Raw genomic sequence first — 21,289 nt, 5'->3', positions numbered from 1 at the left:
ATAGAGGCAAGCCCATCCAGGCATGTGTCTTGCTGGCCTGCCCTGCTTTCACAGGGAGGTCACGATGCGTAAATTGAACTTGAAACCGCTGGCTGAACAAGTGCTCGTCATCACCGGGGGCAGCAGCGGTATTGGGGCGGCAACCGGCCGCGCCGCCGCCCGGGCAGGTGCTCGGGTCGTCTTGGCTGGCCGCGATGCGGCTGAATTGGACAAGGTGGCAGAATCGATCCGGACTGAAGGCGGTCAGGTCACGACCGTAACGATGGACGTCGGGATCGAGGAAGATCATCACAGATTACTGCAGGCCGCGCTGGAAGCCTATGGTTCGGTCGATACCTGGGTGAACAACGCCGGCGTGTCTATTTTTGGACCATTGCAAAGTGTGCCGATTGAAGATCAACGCAAGCTCTTCGAGACGGACTATTGGGGTGTGGTGTATGGCTCGCTGACGGCCGTGCCCTATCTGCGAGAGCGAGGCGGTGCGCTGATCAATGTGGGCAGCGAGGTCTCTGACCGCGCGATTCCCATGCAGGGCGCATATTCTGCCGCCAAGCATGCGGTGAAAGGATTTACCGATGCCTTGCGCATGGAGCTGATGCATGAAAACCTGCCAGTGAGCGTGACGCTGATCAAGCCCGGGTCCATCGATACGGACTACACACGCCGCGCTCGTAACTATATGGATGTCGAGCCCGTCTTGCCGCCTCCCATTTATTCGCCGGAAGCGGTAGCGCAGGCCATTCTGTATGCAGCCCACAAACCGCAGCGTGATCTGTATGTCGGCTCGGCAGCCAAGATAATGGCTTCCCTTGGCCATCGCGCACCGGGCTTGATGGACGCGCTGGGAGGCTGGCTGACACGGCATCAACGCAGCAACGTCCCGGCCAGCGAAGGCGGCGATGGGTTATACGAACCTGGCGTCCGAACCGCAACGCCGTCGCCCTCAAAGGTTCGGCGCCATAGTTATTACACGGAAGTCAACACGCGCGGTAAAGGGATGTTCTGGCTGGGGACGGGTGCGGTGCTGTTGGTTGGCACGGCACTGGCTCGACGTCGCCACTAGGTCAGGGCTGCATCCGCGGCGATGGCGCCTGTGACGCCCAGAGCCAGCTCCAGCAGTGCCCCCAGATCGCGCATCCCCTGGACGGCATCTGCGGCGAACCAGACGGCGGCGCAACGTCTGCCGCGGGCACGGAGTTCTGCCAAGTCGGCCTGCGCCTGGGCGGCTTGGCATCTGCCCAGTTCGTTGGCGTCGCAGGCCTGGCGGCCGATGAAAAGATAAGCACCGCCTGCTGGGCCGCCCTTGTGCAGTTGGCCGCTGGCATGGAGATAACGTGGCCCGAATCCCGCGGTGGCCGCAGTACCGGACAGGTCTCGTAGCCGGCCTTGCCAATACGAGAGCCACGCGCGGTTACGGGAGTTGCACGGAACGTAAGCGAGCAACGCGAAATAGCGCGCAGCCTGCGTCTGCAGCCATTCGCCCAGGTCCTGTTTACTGCCGGTGTCAACAATCAGACTGCCGTAACGTTGCCCGTTTGCCGGCGTCACAGGGGCACCGAGCAATCGGCGCGTGCGCGATTTGCTGGCCTCCACGTCCGGCTGATCAAAGGGATTGACCTGCAGGATGGAGCCCGCCAAGGCGGTGGCGAATTGCCAGCGATAGAACTCCTGCGCCAATGCGGCGCCGTCGCCGATTTCCACATCGATGACCGCTTGGCCGGCCGATCGCAAGGCATCCCGTTGCCGCTCCATGGTGGTCCCATGGCGCAATATGACGAACAGGCGGTCTGATGAATACCGGTTCGCCTGCGCTATCGGCTCTTGATTGACAGGGATCAAGCCGCCGCCAAGCTTCCCTGTCGATTCGGCTAACAACTGCTCAATCCATTCGCCGAGACCCTCGAGCTCAGGTTCAGCCCAGATAGTGACCTTGTCGCGGTGAGCGAGGGCCGCTTCGCCTAGCGTAGCCCCTAACAAAGCGGCAGGATTGTTGTTCAGTGGAACTCGCGGCCCGCAGTGATTACGCAGCAGCTTGGCATTGCGTAGAAACTCCATCGGGTCGTGGCCCATCAGGACCAGCGGCACCAGGCCAAAGGCCGAGAGCACAGAGTAGCGTCCTCCCACTGTCCGATCACCGGTAAAAATGGCGGCATACCCTTGCTCCTCTGCAAGAGCCTGCAACGGCGAACCCGGATCGGTAATGGCGCAAAAGTGCCGGCCCGCACTATCACCGATACTCTCGCGAGCAACTTCATAAAAGTGCCGGGCGAGCAGTGTTGATTCCATTGTCGTGCCCGATTTGCTGGCCACAATGTGCAGGCAGCTTTCCGGCGCAACCCGGCGCTGCAGTGCCGCCACTTGGTCCGGGTCGGTCGAGTCAAGTACATGCAAGCGTAAACCGCCCGCTGTGCTACCCAAGGCATTTTGCAGGACATGTGCCCCCAGGGCGGCACCGCCCATGCCCATCAGGATCGCGTTGACGCAGCCGTTGTCTCTCAGCCGCGCACATTGAGCCAGATAACGCCGTATCACAGGTTCCTGCCGTGACGGGTCGACCCATCCCATCCAATTGCTCTCGTCAGTATCGGTCCATAGTTTGGCGTCGCCTGCCCATAACCGCGATACCCATCGCTGCGCCCGCATAACCTGTAACCGTTCGGCTACGCGACGTCCCAGCTCTGCAGGCAAATAAACGCGCTGGCGATTGATCGCCGCTGGGTAGGTGTGGCGCGGAACTGATGCCGATTGCGTGACCGAGTACTGAGAGAGCGATTCGAGCATGGGAATTTCCCTGAGGGCTGATGAGGTGGGATAGACACATACTGCAAGTCGCGTACCCAACCAGGAACGAGGCTTGCTGCTGCGCCAGCATGAATACCTCCCCTGCCCGATTCCTGATTCGATCCGCACAAATCGCCGCCGGAGGACGATCAAATGACTGAGATCGAGAACGTTGCCAACTACATGCGCCGTCGCAGTCTGACGCTGGCAACGGCTGAAAGCTGCACGGCCGGCCTGATTGCGGCTCAACTGGCCGAGGTGCCGGGTGCGGGCGGCTTACTGGAGTGTGCGTTCGTGGTCTATTCGCCTGCCGCCAAACGCAGTTGCCTGGGTGTTTCCGACGAGATTTTGCGTCAATACAACCTGACCAGCACCGAGGTCTCGTGCGCCATGGCAAAAGGCGCCTCTGAGCGGTGCGGCGCGTCGGTGATCATCGCCAACACCGGTGTGGCCGATGATGGCGGCGAAGGCGTCGAGGCCGGTACGCAATGCTATGCCTGGCTGCTGCGCGCGCCCGGTATCCCAACCAGAATTTACACCGAGACACGCCAGTTTTCCGGTAGTCGCAACGAGGTCAGGCAGATGGCGGCCGAGTATGCACTGCAGCGTATTCAGCACTATCACGCGCAATGGCTGGCATCTCGAGAGCGCGGAAATAACGATGATTAGTTTGCCTGACTTGTATGCACAGTATGAGGCATGCGGTTCAAAACGCGGAGATCTGGCCAGGCACGTTACTTGCTCCTGAAAGAAATGAAAGGTCCATAACAAGGAGCCAATATGTCGAGCACAGTACTGATTGTCGCTGGGGAAGCGTATCCGCTGGTAAAGACAGGGGGCTTGGCCGACGCTGTGACGGGGCTGGCCCAGGCGTTGAGCCAATCGGGTGCTCAGGTACGGATATTGTTGCCGGCCTATCGTGGCGTGTTGGACAAAGTCCGTATCGACGCCAGTTGGCCGATCGATGGTCTGCCCGGGGGCCCTGCCCGCCTGGTTTCCGGTCATTGCCGCTCCACGGGCCTGGCCTGCCTGCTTCTGGACAACCCTGCCCTGTTTGATCGCGCCGGTTGCTATATCGACGAGACCGGCCACGACTACACGGACAATGCTTGCCGGTTTGCAGCGCTGGCGCATGCTGCCACTGCCGTGGCGACAGGGCTGCCGGGCCTGGAACGACCCGCCATCGTACATGCTCACGATTGGCACGCGGGATTGACGCCGCTGCTCATCAAAGGCGCCGGACTGCGATCGGTAAAAACGGTACTCACCATCCATAATCTGGCGTTCCAGGGAGCATTCGATCCCGGCGAAGTGCGACATCTCGGCCTGCCGGCCGGTGTACGCGAAGCGGCTGGACTCTATGCCTGGGGACGTCTGAATTTCCTGCAAGCCGGCATTCTGCATGCCGATCGCGTCACGACAGTCAGTCATACCTATGCGCGCGAAATCCTGGGACCCGAACGGGGTTGCGGATTGGACGGCGCACTGCGGTTTCGGGGCGATGCGCTGGTGGCGTTGCCTAATGGGATTGACGACGAGTTGTGGAATCCTGCCACGAATGTCCATCTGCAACCCAATGGATTCAGTGTCAATAATCTGGGCAATAAATCCCGCTGGAAAGATCATGTGCAGCGAGCCTATGGCCTGGACCCGGCTCCGAGTGCCTTGCTGGTGGTGTCGTGCTGCCGGCTGACGGAACAGAAGATGGCCGACCTCACGGCGCATGCGTTGCCAGATGCACTCGCGGCACACCCGAGATTGCAGTTTGCCTTGCTGGGCAAAGGCGACCAGAGATTCGAAGAGGCGTTCAGACAGATCGCAGCGAAACATCCTGGACGTTGCGGGGTGCATATCGGTTATGACGAGGCCGTCGCCCACCGCCTGCTGGCGGGCGCGGACGTGCTGTGGCACCCGAGCCGGTTTGAACCCTTCGGATTGACGCCGCTTTACGCGATGCGCTATGGCACTTTGCCCATTGTGACGGCAGTTGGGGGACTGGCAGATTCGGTCCAAGATCCTGGCCCGCATGCCGGGGAAGCCGCCATGATGCACGCCAATGGCTTGGTAATGGATAGTCAGGACGCAAACGGTGTGATGACGGCCCTGGCACGCGCTGCGCATTTACGGGCGCATGATGCGGTATGGCGCCGAATGCAACGCAACGCCATGACGGGTTCGCACGGATGGTCGCATGCCGTTCAGAACTATCTGGACTTGTTCGCTGCGCTGACAGGTAGTCGCCTGACGATTGCGCAGCGGCGTTCCGAACAAATACGGCCGGGCAAGGCGGCGCGGGCTCAATCAGCCGTGTCAGCGTAAAACGAGGATGGTGCTGCCCCACTCCCCTACCCTGCGGCTGTTGCGCACGACGCAACTCGAGCGTGACGCGCTCGCGCCATGGATGCGCGCAGGTGTCAATGCCGTCCTGCTGCCCGCGCCGTGGCGCAGCGCTGGTGCGGGAAATGTTCCGCATGATGCCGATTTGGCCGCCGACGGCAGCGAGCCGGCCGTTGACATCGTCGCGCGCCAGGCCGAGTATGTGCACGCAATGGGGCTGGCCTGCTATGTTGATGTGATACTGGATCGCGTTGCGCGAGATGCCGTAGCAACGACGGTACATGCAGACTGGCTCGCCGTGGATCAGGATCTGCCGGAGCTGGATCCACGGCGGCCGCTGGACGCATTGTCGTCGCAGCAAGTACGAGGCAACGGCGAAGATTTCCTGCGTGCCTGGAGCGAACGCCTCGGTAAATGGTTGAGTGCGGGAATCGATGGCTACTATCTTCAACGGCCTCAGGGCCTCTCGCCTGACGTCTGGGCAGCGCTGCTGGGCAAACTGCGCCACACGCATCCTGAAGCACGCTATATCGCGGCCACGCAGGGCATGACAACGCACGATTTGCAGCAGCACACGCACACCGGCTTCGATTGGACAGTCAATTCGCTGCCCTGGTGGGATGGGCGGCACGACTGGTTCGCGCAAGAAGACGTTCGTCTGCGCGCCGTGGCCCCAGTATTGGCGCCGCTGGACGCACAATCAGACGCCCGCCAGGCGTGGTTGGCGGCGTTCTGCGGCGATGGATTGCTGGTTGACGCCAGCAATGGTGCCACGCCCACGAGTGAGGTGCTTGCGGCGTTGCAATGGCATGCCAGCAACGGTCTTTCAGGCCCGCTGACGGTCGTCGGTGGACAGGCCGGGCGGGCAACGTTGCTGTTGCGCAAGTCGCAGGACGATGCGATGGTGGGGATGGCCGTCACGCCACACGACGAGTCATCCAGTGCCATCGATCTGGCGCCGTCGGCGGGAGTATTGCCGGCCGGCTCTTTGGCCGAGCAGGATGCGCCGCCGGCGTTGCGCGCCCGTCATGGCGCTGTCGGCGCCAGCGGTTGTTCCCTGCTGCTCTGGCAAGAGCCGGCCGAGGTGCAGTCAGACGCACGTGCGCCAGCCGACGAACGCCAGCCGCAGGCGCCTAGACTGGCAATCGAATCCGTACAACCGGCTCTGGAACCTGATCGCCTGCCCATCAAGTGCATAGCCCATGAACAATTGATGGTGCAAGCCACATTGATCATGGACGGTCACGATCAGTTGGCTGCCGATTTGTGCTGGCGCGCTTGTGACGAACGTCATTGGCATCGCGTTCCCATGCAATTACTCGGCAACGACCGTTGGGAGGCAGCGTTCGCGCCGCAACGTATCGGGGCTCACGAGTATCGGGTGCAGGCATGGCAGGATGTCTGGGCTGGATACTGTCATGAATGGCACAGCAAGCACGCGGCGGGCCAGTCCCTGCACATGCCCTTGCGCGAGGGCGCACAATGGCTGACGCGCACGATCGCAAAGGCCGAGCGTGACAATGTGCCGGCCGAGGTCCGTACCCGGCTCAAGCGCGCCCTGAAAACCCTGAAGCAGGTCTTTGATGGCGGTGTGACGCTGGATCGTGCTCTACAGCAGTTAACGGACCCTTTGTTGGCCGGGGCCATACGAGAAACGGCGCAACGGCCGCATGCGCGTGCCAGCGTTGTATATCCGTTATGGGTAGATCGCAACCGCGCCCGCCATGCGGCCTGGTACGAGCTGTTTCCACGCTCTCAGGCTGCGACCGGTCATGGCAGCTTTGACGACGTCATCGACCGGTTGCCGGATATTCGAGCGATGGGCTTTGATGTGTTGTATCTCACCCCGATTCACCCTATAGGCGAGCGCAACCGAAAAGGCCGCAACAACAGTTTGACGGCTAGTCCAGACGACGTCGGCAGTCCCTATGCGATTGGCTCGGCCGTTGGCGGACACGATGCGGTGGCACCTGAATTGGGCACCTTGGAGGATTTCGACCGTCTGGTGGCGGCGACCCATGCACAGGGGATGGAAATGGCCCTGGATTTCGCTATCCAGTGCTCGCCTGATCACCCATGGCTAAAGGCCCATCCAAACTGGTTCTCGTGGCTGGCCGACGGCAGTCTGCGCTATGCCGAGAATCCGCCAAAGAAATACGAAGACATCGTCAACGTTGCCTTTTACGAGAGCACACCGCCGTGGCGCCGCAAGCCCTCGTTGTGGCGGGCCTTGCGCGACATCGTGCTGTTCTGGGCGCAGCGCGGCGTGCGTATATTCCGCGTGGACAACCCCCACACGAAGCCGCTGCCTTTTTGGCAGTGGTTGATTGCCGAGGTACATGCCAAATACCCCGATATCCTATTCCTGTCAGAGGCGTTCACGCGCCCCGCCATGATGTACCGGCTCGCCAAGATCGGATTCACGCAGTCGTACACCTATTTCACGTGGCGTAACCACCGGCAGGAACTGGCGGAGTATTTCACTGAGTTATCAGGCGAGCCGGTAGCGAGTTTTTTCCGGCCGCATTTCTTTGTCAACACACCGGATATCAATCCATACTATTTGCAGTCGCATGGCCGCCCGGGATTTCTGACGCGCGCCGCACTGGCGGCAACCGGATCAGGGCTATGGGGTATCTACAGCGGTTTTGAGCTGTGTGAATCGGCTGCATTGCCCGGGCGCGAGGAATATCTTGACTCCGAAAAATACGAGTTACGACCGCGCGATTGGCACATGACGGGCAACATCCGCACGGAAATTACGCAGCTCAATGCCATCCGCCGCGCCAATCCCGCCCTGCAAACGCATCGCGGTTTCCAGCCATTGAATACGTGGCCCGACACAGTGATGGCCTATATCAAACGCGCGTCTGGCGGCGCCAATGTGATTCTGGTCGTCATCAACCTCGACCCTCAACAGAGCACAACGGCCGAAGTACGACTGCCTGAGCCTGTCGCTCAGGCCGAAGATCTATTGACGGGTGGGCACGAAGCCTGGCACGGCGGCGTTGCTCACATCCGGCTCACGCCCGAGGCCCCCTACTCTATCTGGAGATTACCGGCCGAACCCTGCAGGAGCGCCACATGACTCAGACACCTATCGACGATCTGCTCTGGTTCAAGGATGCCGTCGTGTACCAGTTGCATGTCAAGTCGTTCTTCGACTCGAACGACGATGGCGTGGGCGACCTGCCTGGCCTGTTGGCCAAGCTCGATTATGTGGCGAACCTGGGGGTGACTGCCATCTGGTTGTTGCCGTTCTATCCATCGCCGCGTCGCGATGACGGATATGACATCGCAGACTATCGAACTGTCCATCCCGACTATGGCACGGTCAGTGATTTGCGCCGCTTGATCCGTGCTGCACACGAGCGTGGCCTGCGCGTGATTACCGAACTGGTCGTCAACCATACCTCAGATCAGCACCCATGGTTCCAGCGCGCCCGGCGCGCCAAACCGGGTTCGGCGGCCCGAAACTACTATGTGTGGTCCGACTCTGACCGCGATTATGCCGATACTCGCATCATTTTCTGCGACACCGAGACATCGAACTGGAGCTGGGACCCTGTCGCCCAGGCCTATTACTGGCATCGCTTTTACAGTCATCAACCTGATCTGAACTACGACAATCCGCGGGTGCTGCGCGAGGTCATCAGCGTCATGCGCTACTGGCTCGATATGGGGGTAGACGGACTGCGCCTGGACGCGGTGCCCTATCTGGTTGAGCGAGAAGGCACCAATAACGAAAATCTGCCGGAGACTCATACGGTACTTAAACAAATACGGGCTGTCATTGAACGCGAATACCCGGGACGCATGTTGCTGGCCGAAGCCAATCAATGGCCGGAGGACGCGCAGGAATACTTTGGCCAGGGCGATGAGTGCCACATGTCTTTTCATTTTCCGCTGATGCCGCGCATGTATATGGCCATCGCCCAGGAGGATCGATTCCCCATCATCGACATCATGCGCCAGACGCCGGACATCCCGGAAAACTGCCAGTGGGCCATCTTTCTGCGCAATCACGATGAGCTGACGCTGGAAATGGTGACCAGCCGGGAACGGGATTATCTGTGGAAGGTATACGCCGCGGACACACGTGCCCGCATCAATCTGGGTATCCGCCGGCGGCTGGCGCCACTGCTCGAGCGTGATCGCCGCCGGGTCGAGCTGATGAACAGTCTGCTGCTGTCCATGCCCGGCACGCCAGTGCTCTACTACGGTGACGAATTAGGAATGGGCGACAACATCCATTTGGGCGACCGCGATGGTGTGCGTACGCCGATGCAGTGGTCCGCGGACCGTAATGGCGGGTTCTCGCGCGCCGATCCGGAACGATTGCAATTGCCACCGATCATGAGTCCGCTGTATGGCTATGAGGCCATCAACGTCGAAGCCCAGCAGCGCGATCCCCATTCGCTATTGAACTGGACGCGCCGCATGTTGGCCCAGCGCCGCCAGAGTCAGGCGTTCGGCCGCGGCACTCTGCGCTTTCTCTCGCCAGGCAATCGCAGGATATTGGCCTACCTGCGCGAATGGCAGGACACCAGCATCCTGTGCGTGGCCAACCTGTCGGCAGCCGCGCAGCCGGTCGAATTGCCCCTGCAGGCATACGCGGGTACGGTGCCGGTCGAGTTGTTGGGAGGCTCGGCATTTCCGGCGATTGGGGAGCTGCCTTATCTGCTGACCCTGCCGCCTTATGGATTCTATTGGTTCGAGCTGAGCCGCGACGCCAGTGTTCCGGCCTGGCATGCCCAGGCGCCAGAGCAGATGCCCGAACTGATTACGCTGGTGCTGAAACCGCGCGGCGATCTGGCCCTGACCGACGGTGCCCGGCGCGCCTTTGAAAACGAGGTCCTGCCCGAGTATCTCGCCCGCCAGCGCTGGTACCCGGGTAGTACTGCACGAGATTTAAGCGTGAGCGCCGTCCTGCCGCTGCCGGGTCACGAGGGACAGTACTACTGGCTCGCCGTCCATCACGCGCCTGACAAGCCTGATCTGCAGCTACCGCTGGCCCTGATATGGGACGACACGGTCGACGTCAGCTATCCCGCGGCCCGGTTGCGGCGTGGCGCCGTGACAGGCTACCTGGCTGATGCATTTCTACAGGAGGCGTTCGTCCGGGCACTGGTGGATGGATTGCGCCAAGGCGCAGGCGATGGCGGCCCCCTGGTTTTCAATGCCGAGCCTGCGGCCCGGGAATTGGCCGATGCCGAGACGCCCACGGTGCGCTGGTTGAACGTTGAGCAAAGCAACAGTTCGGCCATTGTCGATGACCAGGTGATGGTCAAGGTGCTGCGTGCACCGCCGCAGGGCCCTTCCCTCGAGGCAGAGATGGGGCGCAGGCTGGCTGCCAAGGGATTCGACAATACGCCCGCATTGTTGGGCACGCTGCAGTGTCAGCGCGATGGCATAAATACGACGCTGGCGCTGTTTCATCGTTACGTGCCCAATGAGGGCGATGCGTGGACGTGGACCCTCGATTATCTGCGACGCGTACTGGATGCGGCCTTGGTCGCTGACGAAGACGTCAATGCCTTCGAAGAACATTTGGCGGGCTATAACGCGTTCGTTCGCGTCATCGGGCAGCGGCTGGCGCAGATGCACGCCGCGCTGCATGAGCCCAGCGATCACCCGAGCGACAGCGATGAAACGGCGACGCGTGTGTTGGCGCAGTTGCGGATGGCGGTGGACGTGATTCATCACCATCACGCCAGCTTGCCTGCGGCCTTGCAATCCAGCGGCCAGTGGCTGGCTGAACATGCCCCTCGCCTGGAAGCATGCATTCGAGAATTGGCGGTAACCGAACATGGTGTACCCCGCCAATCGGTGCACGGTGATTTTCATCTGGGTCAGGTGCTGGTCGTGCAGACGGACGCCTATTTGATTGATTTCGAGGGTGAACCGCTGCGCGATGCCGGGCAACGCCAGGCGCCGAGTACGGTCTACAAGGATTTGGCGGGCATGTTGCGTTCATTTGACTATGCAGCGAGTGTCGCGGCCCGCGCCACCGCCTTGGCGCCCATGTCGCCCGAGGGGCCGGGTGCTCCACCCTCAGACGCATTGGCCGGCACAGTATCTAGCCATCATGACGTGCTGCTAGGACGTTTCCGCGCGTTGGCCACCACGGCTTTTCTGGCGGGCTATCGCGAAGCGCGATCGGATGGCGCGGCATTGCCGTCCGATCAGGAACAGTCATTGTTGGCTTTGGCTCAACTCGAGAAGGCCGCGTACGAGGTGTGCTACGAGGCGGCCCACCGTCCCGACTGGCTGCCAGTGCCACTGGCAGCGCTGGCTGAGCTGGGACGTGAGCTGCTATTGTCCGCAGCCCTGCGCAAAGAAGGCCCTGGGGAGGAACCGCGATGAACAATGACCGTCTCTCGGACGATGATCGCCGCGCCTTGCTGGATGGCTCTCATGGTGATCCATTCTCGGTGCTCGGCCCGCATGGAGATATCCTGCGGGTGTTGATGCCTGGCGCGGTCAGCGTGCATGCTGAATTGACTGACGGCGACACGATTACTCTGTCCGGACAAGGTGGCTTATTCCATGCCCAGGTACCTGACCTGAGAGCACGCGGGCCGCTGGGCTACCGCTTGCGCGTGCGTTGGCCGGATAGCGAAGAGGTGTTGTTCGATCCTTATGCCTTCGATTCGTGCTTGTCGGACGAGACGCTGGCAGCGTTCTCACAGAGCGATTGGCGCGCGGTGTTTGACATGCTGCCGAGGCTGGACGAATGCCAGGGCGTGCCTGGATTGCGTTGCAGTGTATGGGCGCCGAACGCCCGCCGTGTATCGCTGGCGGGCGACTTCAACGGCTGGGACGCGCATCGTCATGGTATGCGTTTACGCCATCAAGCCGGCGTGTGGGAATTCTTTCTGCCGCACGCTCAGGCCGGTCAGCGCTACAAGTTCGCCATCCTCGATCATCAGGGACAATTGCGTTGGAAAGCCGATCCGCTCGCCCAGCAGGCCGAATGCCCGCCGGCTACTGCCTCTGTGATCACGGACCCGCAATCGCACGAGTGGCAGGACGGCGCCTGGATGAAGGCGCGCAACGCCACACCCGAACGGCCAGTATCTATCTACGAAGTGCATGCAGGCTCCTGGAGCGATGAGAAAGACTGGGACAGCCTGAGCGACCGCTTGCCCGCGTACGTCAGCGCCATGGGATTTACCCATGTGGAGTTGATGCCGGTGGCCGAGTATCCGTTTGGCGGATCCTGGGGCTATCAACCTCTAGGGCAATTCGCGCCCACTGCACGGTATGGGCCGCCGGCAGCGTTGGTGCGCTTCATCGATCGCTGCCATGCCGCTGGACTGGGAGTGATCATGGACTGGGTGCCGGCACATTTTCCCGATGATCCGCACGGATTGGCGCGCTTCGATGGCACAGCGCTGTACGAATATGCCGACCCGCGCGAGGGCTATCACCCGGATTGGCACAGCTGCGTCTATAACCTCGGGCGTAACGAAGTCCGCGCCATGCTGCTGGCCAGTGCCCATCAGTGGTTGAACCGTTTTCATGTCGATGGGCTGCGTGTGGACGCTGTAGCGTCGATGCTGTATCGCGATTACAGCCGGGCACCGGGCGAGTGGATCCCCAACCGCTATGGCGGGCGAGAAAATCTGGAGGCCATCGACTTTCTGAGGGCGCTCAATGACAGTGTTCACGAGCGTGAGGACGGCAGCATCACGGTAGCGGAGGAATCCACGGCATGGCCCGGCGTGACCGGCCCCACCGCTGGCGGCGGGCTGGGCTTTGACTATAAGTGGAACATGGGCTGGATGAACGACACGCTGCGTTATATGAAAGAGGATCCCATACATCGCCGCTATCATCATCGCGACATGACGTTCGGTTTGGTGTACGCCTATTCCGAGCATTTCATTCTGCCCCTGTCGCATGACGAGGTCGTCCATGGCAAGGGGTCGCTATTGACCCGGATACCCGGGGATGAAGAGGCACGCATCGCCAATCTGCGCGCCTACTTTGGCTATATGTGGATGCACCCCGGAAAAAAACTGCTGTTCATGGGCGGCGAGCTGGCGCAGCCGCATGAATGGCATCATGACCACGTGCTGGATTGGGACCTGCTGGATCAGCCCTCGCATCGTGGCGTGCAGCACCTCGTGCGCGCATTGAACCAGTTTTACCGCGACGAACCTGTGCTTTACCGTGCCGATAGCGACCCTGCTGGCTTCGCCTGGACGATCGGTGACGATGCCGACAATAGCGTACTGGCCTTTGAGCGGCGCAGCGGCGATGGCCTGCCGTTGCTGGTGATCTGCAATCTGACGCCCGTGACGCGCCATGGCTACCGCGTCGGCGTCTCGCGTGGCGGCAACTGGCTCGAGCGGCTCAACACCAGCGACGTGGCATACGGCGGACACCTGCAGTCCGACGGCCAGAGCTGGCGTGCTGAAGAGGCCCCGGCCCACGGCCATCCTCATAGTTTGAGCCTGAGCTTGCCTGGCCTGACGACGCTGGTGCTCAAACCTGTGGATTGACGAGGAGACCTACTCATCATGGATGCAACCCTCTCAACGCCCTTGATGCCCGGAACCCCCTACCCGCTGGGCGCGACCAGTGATGGCCTGGGCATCAATTTCGCCGTCTTTTCTGCCAATGCGACGCAGATCGACCTGTGCCTGTTCGACACAAAGGCCCGCAAGGAATTGCGGCGTGTGCGATTGCCCGAATGCACCGACGAAATCTGGCATGGCTACTTGCCCGATGCGCAGCCGGGGCTGATCTATGGCTATCGCGCACACGGTCCCTATGATCCACAGCATGGCCATCGCTTTAATCCGAACAAACTGTTGATTGATCCCTATGCGCGCCAATTGCATGCGCCGCTGCGTTGGGGGGACGCCCTGTTCGGCTATCGTATGGGGCATCCTCGCGGCGACCTGACGCTGGACCGTCGTGACAGTGCACCGTTAATGCCCAAGGGCATTGTCACTGCCGACGTGCCGTTCAATTGGGGAAACTCACGTGCACCCGCGATTGGCTGGCAGGATACCGTCGTCTACGAAGTGCATCTGCGCGGTGCATCGATGCAGCGCGACGATCTGCGCGTGCCGATACGTGGTACGGCTGCCGCACTGGGCGACGCGCGCTTTATTGATCATCTACTGCGCTTGGGCATCACCACGCTGGAGATCATGCCTGTGCATGCCTTTCTGCAGGACCGGTTCCTGATCGAAAAAGACCTGCGCAATTATTGGGGCTACAGCACATTGTCATATTTCGCGCCCGAGCCGGCCTATACGCCGCAAGGCGCCAACGAGCTGCGCCAGGCGGTGCGGCGTCTGCATGCAGCCGGTATTCAAGTCTGGCTCGATGTCGTCTACAACCACACGTGCGAAGGCAATGAATGGGGTCCGACAGTCTCCTGGCGCGGGCTGGACAATGCGAGCTATTACCGGCTCATTCCCGGGGAGGAACGGCACTATATCAACGATACCGGTTGCGGTAACACCCTGAATCTGTCGCATCCGCGTGTGCTGCAGATGGTCGTGGATTCGCTGCGCTATTGGGCCGAGTCATATGGTATCGACGGGTTCCGCTTTGACTTGGGCGTGACACTGGGACGCGAAGGCACGGGCTTTGATCCCGGGTCCGGATTTTTCGATGCCATCCTGCAGGATCCGCTGCTGGCGCGTTGCAAGCTGATTTCCGAACCGTGGGATATCGGCCCCGATGGTTATCAATTGGGCAATCATCCTCCGGGCTTTGCGGAATGGAATGGCGTGTTCCGCGACACGTCACGGCGTTACTGGCGCGGTGATGCGGGCCAGCGCGGCCCCATGATGGATGCGCTCACGGGCTCGCGGCCGCTGTTTGACCGCCGTCATCGCAGGCCTTGGGCCAGCATCAATTTCATCACGTCGCACGACGGATTCACGCTGGCAGATCTGGTGAGCTATGCCGAGCGGCATAACGAGGCAAATGGAGAGGACGGCCAGGATGGTCACCCCGATAATCTCAGCCATAACTGGGGGGCTGAAGGCCCCACCGATGAGCCAGAAATCCGCGAAACCCGATTGCGGGTGACCCGTGCATTATTGACCACGCTGCTATGTGCCGATGGCACACCGATGCTGTTGGCAGGCGACGAGTTCGGTAATAGTCAGGCCGGGAATAACAACGCCTATTGCCAGGACAATCCGCTATCGTGGTTGGACTGGGCACAGGCAGACAGTGCAGAGGGACGCGAGCTCGGCCAATTCGTATCACGCCTGACGGCCTTGCGCCGGGCGCATCCCAGCCTGCGTGCCGAGCGGTATGGCGATCCAGGCCAGGAGTTGGCGCCATCATTACGTCGCATAGATTGGTTTGAGCCTGGCGGCCAATACCTGGAACAGCCAGACGACGGTGCTGCATTGGCGCTGCGCCGATGTGCGGTGCGTACCGATGGTGCAGTGGACGTCACTTTGCTGATACTGAACCCGACAGCCGAGCCGCTGGCCTTTACGTTGCCGGCACCGGATTTGACGTGGACACTGGACCTGGACACCGCAGATTTGGCGTCCGCCAGCGAGCCGCCAAACGGTGAGGTGCTGGTCCAGGGACACAGCGCAATGCTGCTGTCTGCCACGCATGCGGGAGGCGCTGCATGAGTCCGTATTTTGGGGCCAATGTGCAGCCTGACGGCAGCGCAGTATTCAGACTCTGGGCCCCTACTGCGGGGCCGGGCCTGCGTCTGGAAATCTCAGGCCGCGCGCCGATCGATTTGCAGCCGCAATTGGATGGCTTGGTCGAGCATCGTGTCCCTGATTGCCCTGCAGGCACTCGTTACTGCTATCGCCTGGGTGATGGAACCCGGGTGCCGGACCCCGCATCGCGCCTGCAGGATGGCGATGTGCACGATTGCAGCATTGTGATGGGACAGGACGACTATTTGTGGCGCCACGTTTCGTGGCAGCCGCCTCCGTGGGAACGCACTGTGCTTTATGAGGTGCACGTGGGGCTCGCGGGCGGCTACAACGGTCTGCGCGAACGGCTTGCCGATTTGGCCGCGCTGGGTGTCACTGCTATTGAATTGATGCCGATATCTGACTTCCCAGGTCCGCGCAATTGGGGCTACGACGGTGTGCTGCCTTACGCGCCCGACACGGCCTACGGCACACCCACAGAGCTGAAGCGCCTGATCGACTGCGCCCATGGGCTGGGGCTCGCCGTGATGTTGGATGTGGTCTATAACCACTTTGGCCCGGACGGGAACTACTTGCCTCGGCTCGCACAGCCTTTTTTTCGCGAGGGTGTGACCACACCCTGGGGCGCAGCGATCGATTTTCGCCGGCCAGAGGTCATGCGTTTTTTTGAAGATAGCGCTTGTTATTGGCTCGATGAATATCGTTTTGACGGTCTACGGTTGGACGCCGTGCATGCCATCGAGGACGAGAACTGGCTGCTGGCTTTGCCGCAACGACTGCGAGAGCGCCTCGCACCACGCCGGGTCTATCTCGTGATCGAGGATGATAAGAATCGATCCCGCCTGCTGCGCGCCGGCTTTGACGCGCAGTGGAACGACGACGGCCATCATGTCCTGCACCACCTGCTGACTGGAGAGACCGCGAGCTATTACAGCGATTATGCCGAGTCCCCCGCCCGCGTACTGAGCCGTTGCCTGGCACAAGGCTGGCAATATCAAGGGCAGGCATCACGTTTTCGAAACGGCAAACCGCGCGGTGAGGCCAGCGACGATTTGGCCCCCTCCTCTTTCGTCTGGTTTCTGCAGAATCATGATCAGACTGGCAATCGCGCATTCGGCGAGCGATTGATTCAATTATGCGACGAGCAGGCGTTACAGGCCGCAGTGGCGCTGCAACTCTTGTCGCCAAGCATACCGATGATGTTCATGGGCGAAGAGATCGGATCGAATGCGCCCTTTCTTTACTTCACCAGCCACACCGATGAGGCGCTGGCCGATGCCGTGCGGCATGGCCGTCAGCGTGAGTTCGAGGCGTTGGCGGCCGTGGCCGATCTGCTTGACCCGAACTCGCCGGACACTTATCAACGCAGCTGTCCATGGCCCGAAAACAGCATTGAAAACGCATGGAAGACCTATTACAAGCACCTGCTCGATTTGCGCCAACGGTACCTGTCACCCTGCCTGGCGGGTTCGCGCAGCGAAGCCAGCATAGTCCTCGGCCCTGCTGCCGTTCAAGCGCAATGGCGGTTGGGTGATGGCGCGCTGCTGACCCTGTTGACTAATCTGGGATCAGAACCATGCCGCCTGCCCCAGGCTCTCTCGGCTACGCAACGCCAGGCGTTGCGCTATGAAAGCGTCGACGGCGGCTTGGCCCAGGCGGCTATCGGTGAGCTACCCGCCCGCTGCACACTCTGTTTACTGGAGGAACCGAAGTGAGCGACGCAGCCGCGCGAGACCTGTCCGCTCTGGCCCGTCGCTGCGGACTGCAGGAGCATTGGATAGATGCCCACCGGCAGGCGCGCCGCGTCGGGCCAGAGCAACTGCACCGGCTGCTTCGCGCGCTGGGGGTGCATTGCGAGAGTGCTGACGATGTGGCGGCCGCCCATGCTGCCCTGGACGCGACGCAACGAGGTACGCCTGCCCTGCTCGTCGCGCGTGCTGGCTATGTTTTGCCGTTACCGCAATGGCGAGACGGGCCTGCCGATCTGGTTTCCGGAGCCGACGAAGACGTGCATCCAGTCACCCTTGAGTCACACGCACAAGGAGCGCAGCTGCGGCTACCGATCAAGCCGGGCTACTACGAGCTGCGGCAGGCCGGGCAAGCAGCGCAGCGGCTGGCCGTCACACCTCGAGCGCCAGATATGGATGCCCTGCTGGGACGCTCTGAACCGCGCAGCTGGGGCGTCATGGCGCAGGTCTACAGCCTGCGAGAAACGCACCTCGATCCCGTACTCCGCACCTGGGGACATGGCGATCTGGCTACTGTGGCGAGCTTGGCAAAACGCCTGGGCAGCGCGGGCGCCGATGTGCTGGCCTTGAATCCACTGCATGCCATGTTCAGCGCCGATCCTGCCGCGTGCAGTCCCTACTCTCCGTCAAACCGGCTGTTTCTCAATGTGCTCTACGCTGCGCCGGCTCAGGTGCTGGGCGAGGCTGCTGTGCGTCAAGCGTTGGACTCATTGCCGCCCAAGGACTGGGCCGCGTTGGACCAAGGCGCTGAGATCCATTGGCCTCGTGCCGCTGCGGCCCGGCTGCAGGTGCTTCGCCGCCTGCACGAACAGTTTGCGACGAGGGATGCGTCGCTGCAGCGCGACTATCGGTCTTTCTGCGAGCAACAGGGGCAACCCCTGCGGGATCATGCTGTTTTCGAGGCCTTGCACACCTTTCATATCGCGGCGGCGGGCCAGATACAGCCATGCACGACCTGGGACAAAACATGGCGTGATCCTCGATCCCGCCACGTACGGGATTTCGCCGATCACCATGCCAAGGATGTCGATTTCCATTGTTTTACCCAATGGCTGGCGATGGCGAGCCTGGCTCATGCTCAGGCCACTGCCCGCAATGCGGGCATGGGAATCGGCTTGTTGAGTGATCTGGCAGTGGGTGTCAGTCCTGCCGGCAGCCAAGTCTGGAGCGATCCTGATAGCTTTCTGCACGGTGTATCGATCGGTGCTCCCCCGGATATTCACCAACCGCGTGGTCAATCCTGGGCGCTGTCGGCGTTGTCTCCGTCCGCCATGCAGCGCCGCGGTTATGACGCGTTCATCGGCGTGCTGCGTGCGGCATTGGCCCGTACCGGCGGCACGCGCATAGACCATATCCTGGGTATGGAGCGCCTTTGGTTAGTGCCCGAGGACGGCGACCCGGCTGATGGTGCCTATCTGCACCTGCCTGTCGATGCGTTGCTCGGCTTGATCGCGCTGGAGGCTTGGCGCCATCGCAGCTTGGTGATTGGTGAAAATCTCGGCACCGTGCCCGCCGGTTTTGACGACCGGCTGCGTGATCACGGTATCGGCGGGATGAATGTGCTGTGGTTCATGCGGGATTCCGAAGCAGAATCGGCGCCATTCATGGCCCCTGAGCAGTGGCCGCGCGATGCTGCTGCACTGACCACCACGCATGATTTACCGACCCTGATGGGATGGTGGCACGGTACAGACATCCACCAGCGCCGAGACGCCGGCCGGTTGAGCCCGGAAAAGACGGCAACACAGCTGCTGACAGAGCGCCAGGCAGACAAACTCGCGCTATGGAGCTGCTTCGGTGATGGATCGCCCTTGCCGGCCAGTGCCCCTCTGCCTGCGATGCTTGCCTTTGTAGCGAGTGCCCCGTGTGCGCTGGCGCTGGCTTCGCTGGAGGATATTGCCGGGCTGGATGAGGGCCCCAACGTGCCGGGCACAACGGTCGAGTTTCCCAATTGGCGGAGGCGATTGCCAGGAAATACCATGACCGCGATGGACTCGCCTCCATGGCGTGACCGGCTGCTAGCCCTGCGTCAGACCCGGGAACGCTCATGACGCGCCGCGCGGCTTTACGCCAACAACTCGACGCCAGCTCAATGTCCACCGATCGCTCTCGGACGAGTGTGCCTGTCCACCAGGGCGAAAGCGCAACGCCTCCCGGCTTGATCTACTACGACGATAACCAGCCAGGACTAGGACGCAAACGTGACAAAGATGGCGAGTTCCGCTACTACGATACCGAGGGCCGCTTGATCCGCGACGAAACGACACTGGCCCGTATCCGGGCGCTGGCGATACCGCCGGCCTACGAAGCGGTATGGATCTGTCCATCGCCTGCCGGTCATCTACAGGCAACGGGCCGCGACGCGCGCGGGCGCAAACAATACCGCTATCACCCGGACTGGACGGCCGATCGCAATGCCGGAAAATTCCAGCAGTTGGCGCTGTTCGGGGCGTCCTTGCCGAAAATTCGCCGCCAGGTCGCAGAGGATTTAGCGCGGCCAGGCCTGCCGCCGGAACGCGTGCTGGCATTGATCGTCACCTTGCTGGAACGCACCCTGATCCGTATCGGTTCAGACGAGTACGCGCGTGAAAACAGATCGTATGGGCTGACTACCCTGTCGCGCCGTCACACCACCGTGGCAGGCAGCCAAATACGCCTGACCTTTACCGGTAAAAGTGGCATCGTGCACGATGTCACCCTGCGTGACCGGCGGCTGGCTCGCCTGATACGACGCTGCATGGAAATCCCAGGCCAGCGTTTGTTTCAGTACCAGGACGAATCGGGTGTGCGCCATGCCGTTGACTCCAGCATGGTGAATGACTACCTGCGCGCGGCGGGCGCAGGCGATTTCACCACCAAGCACTACCGGACCTGGGCAGCGTCGGTGTTGGCCTTTGAGCTGCTGCGTAACGATCCGGCGGCCTCACCGCCTGACGTGATCAAGGCCGTAGCGCGTACATTGGCTAACACCCCGGCCGTCTGCCGCAACTGTTATGTACACCCAGCGGTGCTCCAGGCGCACGAGGCGTCCGCGTTGAGCAGCAACGGACCTGCACCGCGTTCGCCCAAGGGGCTGAGCCCGGCGGAGCGCCGCTTTCTGGCGTTCTTGCGCGATCAAGACACATCAGTATCGTCCTAGGAATGACGCTTGCGGCACGGGTGATTTTCAATCCTTGCCGGAGCTCGATCATGACGACACCTGCTACCTCCCCCGACCCCTACGGTCCGAGTGATTCATCGGACTCAGCCAATGACCGGCCCGCGGAGCCTGCCGACAGCGATGCGGCGGGCACCGGCGAACGTGCCTCGGCCGAGCCTCCGACCATCCAGGATGACGTTGGCCGCGACATAGATACCGATCAAGAAGTCAATGCCGACCAGGCCGGCCTGTCGCGCGCCCCGGCCGATCCGGAGCGCAACGGCGGCTTGCCTCCCGCATCTGGCCGCTCGCTCGGCGGCGAAGAAGAAGATTGATTTCTTCTAATGCGTGAATCGGGGCATGCGACGCTGAGCGTAGCGGTACGTTCAGCGTCTGCCGTCCCGTGCTCCCGTGCTGTTTGCGCCGCCGTACGTCAGAGTTCTACCAGGGCACCAATGCCACCAATACCGCGAACGCGACAGCCATTGCGGTGAGAGCGAGCAGACGTTTGGTCTTTGGACCCATGAAATTCTCCAATCCATTCTCTGGTTTCTGCCGCGGTTTGCCGCGCAGGACACAGGCGCTTTGAAAACGAACAACGGATGCTTCCGATGTCGGCGCCG

Annotated in this window: 12 protein-coding genes; 11 read left to right on the top strand and 1 reads right to left on the bottom strand. The window is 61.5% G+C overall.

Annotation, left to right across the window (positions count from 1 at the left end; all coding sequences use genetic code 11):
- Positions 1-64 precede the first annotated feature (64 nt).
- Positions 65-1,063, top strand: a complete 999-nt coding sequence (locus ACNA0J_RS04555; protein ID WP_415816848.1) for an SDR family oxidoreductase — start codon at positions 65-67, stop codon at positions 1,061-1,063.
- Here the strand turns inward: ACNA0J_RS04555 and ACNA0J_RS04550 are convergent.
- Entirely contained in the window at positions 1,060-2,781 is a 1,722-nt protein-coding gene (locus ACNA0J_RS04550; protein ID WP_415816846.1) for a hypothetical protein, read from the bottom strand. The two genes, ACNA0J_RS04555 and ACNA0J_RS04550, sit on opposite strands and share 4 nt — an antisense overlap.
- A 153-nt stretch (positions 2,782-2,934) precedes the next feature.
- Here ACNA0J_RS04550 and ACNA0J_RS04545 point away from each other — a divergent pair, with 153 nt between their 5' ends.
- The 10 genes from ACNA0J_RS04545 (at position 2,935) to ACNA0J_RS04500 (ending at position 21,001) form a co-directional block, all read left to right on the top strand.
- A complete protein-coding gene (locus tag ACNA0J_RS04545) occupies positions 2,935-3,450 on the top strand; it encodes a CinA family protein (RefSeq protein WP_415816844.1) in 516 nt (171 codons plus the stop codon).
- A gap of 111 nt (positions 3,451-3,561) precedes the next feature.
- The gene (gene glgA, locus ACNA0J_RS04540) at positions 3,562-5,100 is read left to right on the top strand and encodes a glycogen synthase GlgA (protein ID WP_415816842.1); all 1,539 of its coding nucleotides are present in this window, start codon (positions 3,562-3,564) and stop codon (positions 5,098-5,100) included.
- 7 nt (positions 5,101-5,107) lie between these two features.
- Complete coding sequence (locus ACNA0J_RS04535) at positions 5,108-8,206, top strand: alpha-1,4-glucan--maltose-1-phosphate maltosyltransferase (protein ID WP_415816840.1); 3,099 nt, start codon at positions 5,108-5,110, stop codon at positions 8,204-8,206.
- Positions 8,203-11,484 (top strand): maltose alpha-D-glucosyltransferase, encoded by a 3,282-nt coding sequence (treS, locus tag ACNA0J_RS04530; protein WP_415816838.1) that lies wholly within the window; start codon positions 8,203-8,205, stop codon positions 11,482-11,484. The genes ACNA0J_RS04535 and treS overlap by 4 nt, the downstream gene beginning before the upstream one ends.
- On the top strand, positions 11,481-13,628 hold the full coding sequence (gene glgB, locus ACNA0J_RS04525) for a 1,4-alpha-glucan branching protein GlgB (RefSeq protein ID WP_415816836.1): 2,148 nt from the start codon (positions 11,481-11,483) through the stop codon (positions 13,626-13,628). Before treS ends, glgB begins: the two co-directional genes overlap by 4 nt.
- Positions 13,629-13,646: 18 nt before the next feature.
- Complete coding sequence (glgX, locus tag ACNA0J_RS04520) at positions 13,647-15,743, top strand: glycogen debranching protein GlgX (protein WP_415816834.1); 2,097 nt, start codon at positions 13,647-13,649, stop codon at positions 15,741-15,743.
- On the top strand, positions 15,740-17,494 hold the full coding sequence (treZ, locus tag ACNA0J_RS04515) for a malto-oligosyltrehalose trehalohydrolase (RefSeq protein ID WP_415816832.1): 1,755 nt from the start codon (positions 15,740-15,742) through the stop codon (positions 17,492-17,494). Before glgX ends, treZ begins: the two co-directional genes overlap by 4 nt.
- On the top strand, positions 17,491-19,578 hold the full coding sequence (malQ, locus tag ACNA0J_RS04510; RefSeq protein ID WP_415816830.1) for a 4-alpha-glucanotransferase: 2,088 nt from the start codon (positions 17,491-17,493) through the stop codon (positions 19,576-19,578). The genes treZ and malQ overlap by 4 nt, the downstream gene beginning before the upstream one ends.
- A 41-nt stretch (positions 19,579-19,619) precedes the next feature.
- Positions 19,620-20,666 carry a DNA topoisomerase IB gene (locus ACNA0J_RS04505; RefSeq protein WP_415817139.1) on the top strand — a complete coding sequence of 349 codons (1,047 nt, stop codon included), beginning with the start codon at positions 19,620-19,622 and terminating at the stop codon, positions 20,664-20,666.
- Positions 20,667-20,716: 50 nt separating this feature from the next.
- Positions 20,717-21,001: a MatE family transporter gene (locus tag ACNA0J_RS04500; protein WP_415816828.1), complete on the top strand. Its 285-nt coding sequence runs from the start codon at positions 20,717-20,719 to the stop codon at positions 20,999-21,001.
- The last annotated feature ends 288 nt before the right edge of the window (positions 21,002-21,289 follow it).

Origin of the sequence: Bordetella tumbae, from assembly GCF_965139195.1 — a bacterium.
Taxonomy (GTDB): domain Bacteria; phylum Pseudomonadota; class Gammaproteobacteria; order Burkholderiales; family Burkholderiaceae_B; genus Bordetella_A; species Bordetella_A tumbae.
Note: the sequence above shows the minus strand (reverse complement) of the source record. Positions and strands in the feature narration are given on the sequence as shown.